This window comes from Aeribacillus pallidus, assembly GCF_050478865.1.
Taxonomy (GTDB): Bacteria; Bacillota; Bacilli; order Bacillales; family JACDOC01; genus JACDOC01.
On sequence record NZ_JBCNBW010000044.1, the window covers coordinates 41,898 to 49,942 of the forward strand.

Here is an 8,045-nt window from a genome sequence, read left to right on the forward strand (position 1 = left end):
ACGGTATTGATTTGTTTAAAATGACATCATTTTTCATAAACCGACCCGCTTTCATTAATGTTTCGCAAGATTTCCGTGCGTTCTTCATTCAATTTTGCGTACATCTTCAAGGCTCTCCATTCATATTCTGCTTTTTTCTGTTCATTTGGACAATAGATGACTTTGCCGAAACTGACCACTTGCGCCTGAAACACAGTGCTTGCTTGTTTGAGGTCCACAAGATCGACGTCCCGGTGCAGTCTGGATGCCAATTCTTGCGCAACCATAAATCGTTCATAATGATCCAATTGTTTTTGGTCGCTGAGAAAAGCGATATCAATGTCGCTGTCTTGATGAACATGTCCTGTAACCGTTGATCCAAACAAATAAATCAAATATGGGGACACCGTTTCGGTCAACACTTCAATGATGATTGGCTCGATCTGTTCAGTCAACACCGTCCCTCCTTTTCTTTACCGCAATCCGGGCCATTTTCTTTCATTATATTACTTTTTATTTCCTGCCTCAAACTTTGGTAAAACTATAGTTTAACGAAAAATTCTCCTCAAGTTTTTGGCTTAAAAGTGAGAGCCCCTTAGCCTGGTGTTTCATAACTGGGATTGATGCCTGTCACCACGCGAAAAATCAAAATAAATTCGTTACGATGGTGTATTCCCCCATCTTTTTAAAAAATGACAATAACGTTTGCGACAAAATGACATTTACTTTTCGTTGAACCTTATTTGAAAGCGCTTTAATATGAAAACAGGAAAGTTAGTATAGTAAAAAAGGAGGATGACAATTAATGGTTCACGAAAAGGACAATCAATCAAGTGTACGTGTTAAAATACAACGATTTGGCAGTTATTTAAGCGGAATGATTATGCCTAATATTGGGGCGTTTATTGCATGGGGCTTTATTACTGCGTTGTTTATTCCGACAGGCTGGATTCCGAATGAAGCATTTGCCAAGCTTGTCGGTCCGATGATTACGTACTTATTGCCATTGTTAATCGGGTATACAGGCGGTAAGATGATTTATGATGTTCGCGGAGGCGTCGTCGGTGCAACAGCGACGATGGGGGTTATTGTCGGTGCTGATATTCCGATGTTCCTCGGTGCGATGATTATGGGACCGCTCGGCGGTTACTTGATCAAGAAATTTGACCAGCTCATCCATGGAAAAGTTAAACAAGGTTTTGAAATGCTAGTCAACAACTTCTCTGCCGGAATCATCGGCGGGATTTTAACGTTAGTAGCATTTAAAGGAATCGGACCAGTCGTTTTAGGACTGAACAAAACGTTAGCTGCTGGTGTTGAGTTCATTGTTAATCACAAAATTTTACCGTTAGCGAATATCTTTATTGAACCTGCGAAAGTCTTATTTTTAAATAACGCAATCAACCACGGAATTTTGAGTCCGCTTGGAATCGAGCAAGCGGCGGAAACAGGGAAATCGATTTTATTCCTATTAGAAACAAATCCTGGTCCGGGTCTTGGTATTTTGCTTGCTTATTGGCTGTTCGGAAGAGGTAATGCCAAACAATCGGCTCCTGGTGCGGTAATCATTCATTTCCTTGGCGGTATTCACGAAATTTACTTCCCATACATCTTAATGAAACCGATCTTAATTTTAGCGGCGATGGCTGGGGGCGTAAGCGGCGTATTAACGTTTACACTTTTCGATGCAGGACTTGTAGCGGTTCCATCTCCGGGAAGTATTTTCGCCTTGTTAGCGATGACGCCTAAAGGAAACCATCTTGGCGTATTGGCAGGGGTTATTGTGGCAGCAGCAGTATCCTTCCTTGTCGCATCTATTTTCTTAAAAGCTGCAAAAAATAATGAAGAAGAGGAAGACTTGAGCAAGGCGACAGAAAAAATGCAGCAATTAAAAGGGAAAAAGAGTGAGGTTGCGGCTGCGCTGCAAACAGAAGCAACCATTCCAACCAAAGTGAAGAAAATTGTGTTTGCATGTGACGCGGGAATGGGTTCAAGCGCTATGGGAGCTTCGATTTTACGAAATAAAGTACAAAAAGCCGGATTGGATATTGAAGTTACGAATACAGCGATCAACCAGCTTCCGGAAGATGCGGATATTGTCATTACGCATAAAAATTTAACAGAGCGCGCGAAGGAGAAACGGCCAAACGCTTATCACGTTTCGGTTGAAAACTTCCTCAATAGTCCAAAATATGACGAGTTAATTAACAGTTTAAAAGAAAAGAACGAATAGAGAGCAGCCCCCACTTGTTGGGGGTACATGTTATTTAAAAATGGCAACATATAAATGGATGAAAATGAATTTTCTATTTGTTGTCATAAACCAATTATCAATCTAAAATTTCCATTGAAAGGGCAAAATGGTTGCTCGAATGGGACGGGTGAAGAAGAGATGTATATATCTGCAAGAGAAAGAAAAATCCTCGATATGTTGTTGGCTCATGATCAGGGAATTCCGGTAAGGGTGCTTGCGGAGCAGCTGAATGTAAGTAACCGCACGGTTCACCGGGATTTAAAAGGGGTAGAGCGCATTTTAGAAGAATTTCATTTGCAGCTTATCAAAAAATCAGGCTTCGGCATCCAAATAGCTGGAGATGATCACAACAAAAAAGAGCTGCAAAAACATCTTTTCCACTTGTCCCAAACTGAATACACGCCGGAAGAGCGCCAAACCATTGTCCTGATCACTTTATTGGAGGCGACCGAGCCTGTTAAGCTTTTAGCTCTTGCCAATGATTTAAACGTCACCGTCGCGACCATTAGCCATGATTTAGATAAAATCAGCGAATCCCTTGAAAAATACGGGCTTTCTCTTATTCGAAAAAGAGGATACGGCGTTGAAATTGAGGGTTCTGAATCGGCGAAACGCAGGATGATGAGCGAGTTATTATTCCATCATTTCGGCGAATATGAATTTCTTTCATTCATGAAAGAATCGATTCAAAAAAGATCAGCGGAAACGCTCAATTCCGTGACGGAGAAACTCCTCGGACTCGTTGATCAGAAAACGTTAGTAACGATTGAAAAGCAAATTGATGAAATCCAAGACGAGCTTCCTTATACGATTGCGGACAGCTCGTATGTAGCCTTAGTTGTCCACCTGGCCTTGGCGGTGGAGCGGATTATTCAAGGGGAATCGATCAATTTTGATCCGCAATACTTACAAACGATCCGCGGAACGAAGGAATTCGAAATGGCCGAAAAAATTGCCCGATCGCTGGAACATGCCTTCCGAATCACGATACCGGATGAAGAAATTGGTTATATTACGATGCATTTAATGGGGGCGAAACTTCGGGATCGTCAAGGCTACATGTTAGAGGAAGCAAGTTTTGAAGTGGGAATCAAAGCACAAGAATTGATTCGCTTTGTCAGCGATGAACTGAACGTCGATTTAACGAACAACGATCCTTTATTTCAGGATTTAGTCGTTCATTTAAAACCGGCGATTTACCGCATTGAACATAACATGGGGATTGCCAATCCGCTTTTATCAAAAATCGTTCAAGACTATCCTGAGCTTTTTTCAATGTTAGAAAAAGGCGTCAAAAAAGTATTCCCTGATCTGACGGTCCCAAAGGAGGAAATCGGTTATTTAGTTTTGCACTTTGCCTCCGCTCTTTTACGAGAAAGGAAAGGGATCCACGCCTTAGTCATCTGTTCAAGCGGGTTAGGCACGGCCAAAATCTTAGCAACGAGATTAAAAAAAGAAATTCCGGATATTGTACGCATTCAGCATACATCTGTCCTGGAATTAAAAGATGTGGATACGGATCAATTTGATCTCATTGTCTCGACTGTGCCGCTGAACAACTTTACGGGTCATTATTTTGTCGTGAGCCCGATCCTTCAAGATACGGAAATTTCAACGATTAAAAAGTTCCTTGAAAATCGACGAGTGAAAGCTCCAAAGGAACAAGACCAACAACGGACGGAAGGTGCTGAGAGAGTTGTTGAAAAGCTCAGCTCCGTTCAAAAAATGAGCGAAACCATCGTCCATATTTTGAAGGGGTTTACTTTACAAAAATTAGAGACCGAATCTGTCCAGGATGCCCTGGCTGAATCGTGCCGACAGCTGTATCAAAAAGAGGTTATCAGCGATCAGGAACAGGTTCTGACGTATTTGATTAACAGGGAAAAAATAGGGGGATTAGGCATACCGGATACTCCCTTTGCTTTGTACCATACACGGAGTCCGGCGATTACGGTTCCTTCCTTTACCATCTATACGTTAGCGAAATGGCAAACGGTAACCGGCATGCATCAAGAGGAGATGAAGATGAACACGATCTTGCTTCTCTTAGCACCGGAATCTGCGCCTCAAGAGATGCTGTCGGTGTTAAGCCACATAAGTTCATTAATTATTAAAGATGAGGAGAGCATCGCTGTATTTTCATCAGGAAGTTATGAAAAGATTTATTCATTTTTAAGCTACCAGCTGGAGAAATATTTTTACGAACAAATTCAACATCATAAGGAGTGAATCAGCATGTCAATGGCAGTATTGAAAAAAGAAAATATTGTATTGCGTGCAAACGCTGCAGATAAAACAGAAGCGATCCGTTTAACGGGAAACATTTTAGTCGAACAAGGGTATGTGGAACCTTCTTATGTTGATAAAATGTTCGAACGGGAAGAACTGACATCCACGTATATGGGGAACTTTGTTGCGATTCCTCATGGTACGGAGGATGCGAGAAGCCTCGTCAAGCATGCGGGCATTTCTGTCGTCCAAGTACCGGACGGGGTAGATTTCGGCGACGGAAATATCGCAAAAATTTTAATTGGAATTGCCGGAAAAGACAATGAACACTTAGAAATTCTTTCGAAGATTGCGATTGTTTGTTCAGAGGAAGAAAATATTCAAAAACTCATCGAAGCAGCAAGCGAAGAGGATATCATCCGCCTTTTAAGCGAGGTGAACTAACATGTTGGCTGTCCATTTTGGTGCAGGAAATATTGGGAGAGGATTTATTGGCAGCTTGCTTTCCCAATCAGGTTATGAGGTTGTTTTTGTCGATGTCAATGATGAAGTCGTCCGCTTGTTAAATGAGAGAAAAGAATACCGGGTTCTCATCGCGGATGAATCCGGCAAAGAGGAAATCATTCGAAACGTATCCGCTGTGAATAGCCAAACAGAAAGTGACAAAGTCATTCATTATTTAACAGAAGCAGATTTAGTAACCACAGCGGTCGGACCGAATATTTTGCCGATCATCTCATCTACCTTAGCGGAAGGACTTCGCAAAAGACTATCCGTCAATCAAAAACCGTTAAATATTATTGCTTGTGAAAATATGATCGGCGGAACCACCTTCCTGAAGGAAAAAGTGTTTGAAAAAATTTCAGATGAAGAAAAAAGTTTATTCGAAAGAAACTATGGTTTTCTGGATTGCGCCGTCGACCGCATCGTTCCGAACCAAAAAAACAGCGATCCGCTGGCTGTCACAGTCGAGCCGTTTTTTGAATGGGTGGTCGAACAAAAGAATGTCGTTGGAGACATTCCAAACGTGAAAGGCATGCAGCTTGTGGATGATTTATTGCCTTATATTGAAAGAAAGCTTTTTACCGTCAATACCGGGCATGCGATGGCTGCTTACTTAGGATATAACAAAAAGCTTCAAACAATTAAAGAAGCGATGGATGATAAGGAAATTTACTTTGATGTACAACAGGCACTCAACGAGTCAGGCGCTGTACTCGTGAAAAAGTACGGATTTAATGAAAATGAACATAAGAAATATATAGAAAAAATTATTCATAGATTTACAAATCCATCTATTTCAGATGAAATCGTCAGAGTCGCACGTTCACCGATTCGCAAAGTAGGAGCGAATGACCGCTTAATGAAACCGGCCAAGCAATATTACGACCTATTCAAAGAAGTACCGGCCGGTTTGACAAAAGGAATTGCCGCGCTCTTATTATTTGATTACAAAGACGACCCTGAAGCAATCGAACTGCAAGAAACAATAATGAAAGCTGGCATCGAGGGAGCCCTATCTCAATATGCGCAATTAGAAAAAGACCATCCTCTTGCCGATGCGATTATTAAATATGTTGAAGGGTTAAGAGAAACAAAGTAAATGGGATCAGTTTGTGTTTAGTAAGAAGGAATCAGAGGACAAAACACTCTGGTTCCTTTTTCTTTTCTCATATTTTCATATTGTCTTAGAAACGCCGAAATATCATTTCCTTATGTTATGGGGAGACAGCAGTTGTTTATGTGAAGGAGAATTTATTTTCATCACGAATTTCATAATTTTGATGATCCTAAAGTAGAAGCAATTTTAAAAGGAGATATCCATTTATGATCGAACGTTATTTTTAAAAAGTGACCGAGCGGCTCAAACTCGTTTTAAAAAATGAAAAAGAAAAAATAATAAAGGTGGCTTATGCCGTAAGCGAAGCAATTCAGAAGGGTGGTATTATTCAATTATTCTGATGCGGCCATTCACACATTTTAGCAGAAGAAGTGTTTTATCGCGCTGAAGGTCTTGTACCGATTAAACCAATATTTGTTGAACCCCTAATGCTTCATGAAGGTGCTGTTCGTTCATCGATGTTGGAATGGGAAAACAACTCTGCTCAAGAGTTTATTGCCGACGAGGATATTCGCCCAGAGGACGTTTTCTTTGTTTTGTCCACATCAGGACGCAACCCCGTTCCCATTGATGTTGCCTTGATTAATCAATTTGAGAAAATTATTGCCTTTCCCACACATTCCCCAGAACAAACTCATTGCATATGGATATTTTTCCATCAAATTTTGGAAATCTCACCTATTAACAAAACACAGTCTCTCATTACTTTTAAAAACTATAAACAGCTGCAATTAAATATTTCCTTTCATACGCTTCATGAACAGTGAAAGAAAGCGACAATTTGCATTACCCGTTTTTGTTACCCATCACAATTTTCTTTTTGGATAAATCCAAAACAGAAAAAGATAAAAAAGGAAAAAATTTTGTTAATTAACTCTAACCCGAATATCCATATAAATTTTAAAATGGTGTAAATCAATGATATTTGACTAATATCCATGATGACAAAGCCCTTAATGTGATTATGAAACGAGAAATGATAATAGAAGAAAACCCCTATCTATGGACATTAAAATATAGAAGTTCTTTGTGGAGCAAAAGTATTTAGTAGCGAGTATTTTTAAAATTTAATTCAAAAATTAGCAAAAGTGGTTGAGTCTAGCTAAATTAACCTAATATCATTAATTCCTCGTAGCATTTTCTCTTTCCTAAATACCTATAATAATACCTAGGTACAAGAAAATAATAAAGAGTTATAGATTAAATTTTATCAAAGTAGACTCACCTTTCTTTCTTAGGTTTTTAGTATTTTTACCAATAGTTACCAAAGTGATATGATCCCCTTATAGTAGACAGAAAAAAGAAAGCACATTAATCTGTCTACTATGGAGGGGATTTTTTCTATGGGGAAAATACGAAAAACATATGATGTAAAGTTTAAAAAGAAAGCTGTGGATCTATATAAAATAGAGGGCATGGGCTACAAATCGGTGGCTAAAGAGTTAGGGATTGATCATACCATGGTACGTCGATGGGTAGAACACTATGACAAAGAAGGAATGAACGGTCTGGAGGAAAAACGCAGGAAGGCAAAAGGTCTAGGAAAAGGAAGACCGAGAACTCGTCCAGAAGATCCTGAAACGAAAATCTAGCGTCTTGAAGCGGAAGTAGAAATGCTAAAAAAGCTCTTAAAAATGTGAAAGGGGGAATGGAAACCGTACCAACTCATAAGAAGTTCGCCCTCATTCATGAAATGGCTGGTAACCATATTTCTATTCAAGAATTATGTAAGATTGCAGGCGTGTCTCGAAGTGGATATTACAATTGGGTAAAACGGCAGAAACACCCTTCTCAAAAGCAATTAGAAGACGAGCAGTTAAAGAAAAAAATCGAAGAGTGCCATAAAAAACTGAAAGGAATCACCGGGTATCGGAGAGTCAAAGTCTGGCTTAAGAGAAAATACAAACTGAATATCAACCATAAACGCGTACAAAGGTTGAAGAAAGAGATGGGAATTCGTGC

General features: G+C 39.8%; 8 protein-coding genes and 1 pseudogene. 8 read left to right on the forward strand and 1 reads right to left on the reverse strand.

The genetic code is table 11. The features are described from left to right. Window positions 1–26: 26 nt before the first annotated feature. A complete protein-coding gene (gene mntA, locus ABES52_RS10835) occupies window positions 27–434 on the reverse strand; it encodes a type VII toxin-antitoxin system MntA family adenylyltransferase antitoxin (protein ID WP_429651169.1) in 408 nt (135 codons plus the stop codon). A gap of 350 nt (window positions 435–784) precedes the next feature. Here mntA and ABES52_RS10840 point away from each other — a divergent pair, with 350 nt between their 5' ends. From ABES52_RS10840 to ABES52_RS10870, 8 genes and pseudogenes are all read left to right on the forward strand, one after another. Then, window positions 785–2,212, forward strand: a complete 1,428-nt coding sequence (locus tag ABES52_RS10840) for a PTS mannitol transporter subunit IIBC (protein ID WP_429651170.1) — start codon at window positions 785–787, stop codon at window positions 2,210–2,212. 159 nt (window positions 2,213–2,371) lie between these two features. Beyond that, window positions 2,372–4,462, forward strand: a complete 2,091-nt coding sequence (locus tag ABES52_RS10845) for a BglG family transcription antiterminator (protein ID WP_429651171.1) — start codon at window positions 2,372–2,374, stop codon at window positions 4,460–4,462. Between the two features lie 6 nt (window positions 4,463–4,468). Beyond that, window positions 4,469–4,906, forward strand: coding sequence for a PTS mannitol transporter subunit IIA (locus ABES52_RS10850; RefSeq protein ID WP_429651172.1), 438 nt, complete (start codon window positions 4,469–4,471; stop codon window positions 4,904–4,906). A 1-nt stretch (window position 4,907) separates the two neighbouring features. Continuing rightward, on the forward strand, window positions 4,908–6,065 hold the full coding sequence (locus ABES52_RS10855) for a mannitol-1-phosphate 5-dehydrogenase (RefSeq protein ID WP_429651173.1): 1,158 nt from the start codon (window positions 4,908–4,910) through the stop codon (window positions 6,063–6,065). A gap of 248 nt (window positions 6,066–6,313) precedes the next feature. Continuing rightward, window positions 6,314–6,664, forward strand: a pseudogene (locus ABES52_RS10860) (sugar isomerase domain-containing protein); the annotation flags it as partial. Then, window positions 6,662–6,850 (forward strand): competence protein ComK, encoded by a 189-nt coding sequence (locus ABES52_RS16900; protein ID WP_488168058.1) that lies wholly within the window; start codon window positions 6,662–6,664, stop codon window positions 6,848–6,850. The pseudogene ABES52_RS10860 and the gene ABES52_RS16900, both read left to right, overlap by 3 nt. Before the next feature lie 576 nt (window positions 6,851–7,426). Next, window positions 7,427–7,675 carry a helix-turn-helix domain-containing protein gene (locus tag ABES52_RS10865; protein WP_429651174.1) on the forward strand — a complete coding sequence of 83 codons (249 nt, stop codon included), beginning with the start codon at window positions 7,427–7,429 and terminating at the stop codon, window positions 7,673–7,675. Between the two features lie 56 nt (window positions 7,676–7,731). Further along, window positions 7,732–8,045: IS3 family transposase (locus ABES52_RS10870; protein ID WP_429651175.1), on the forward strand; the 314-nt coding region annotated here is incomplete at its 3' end.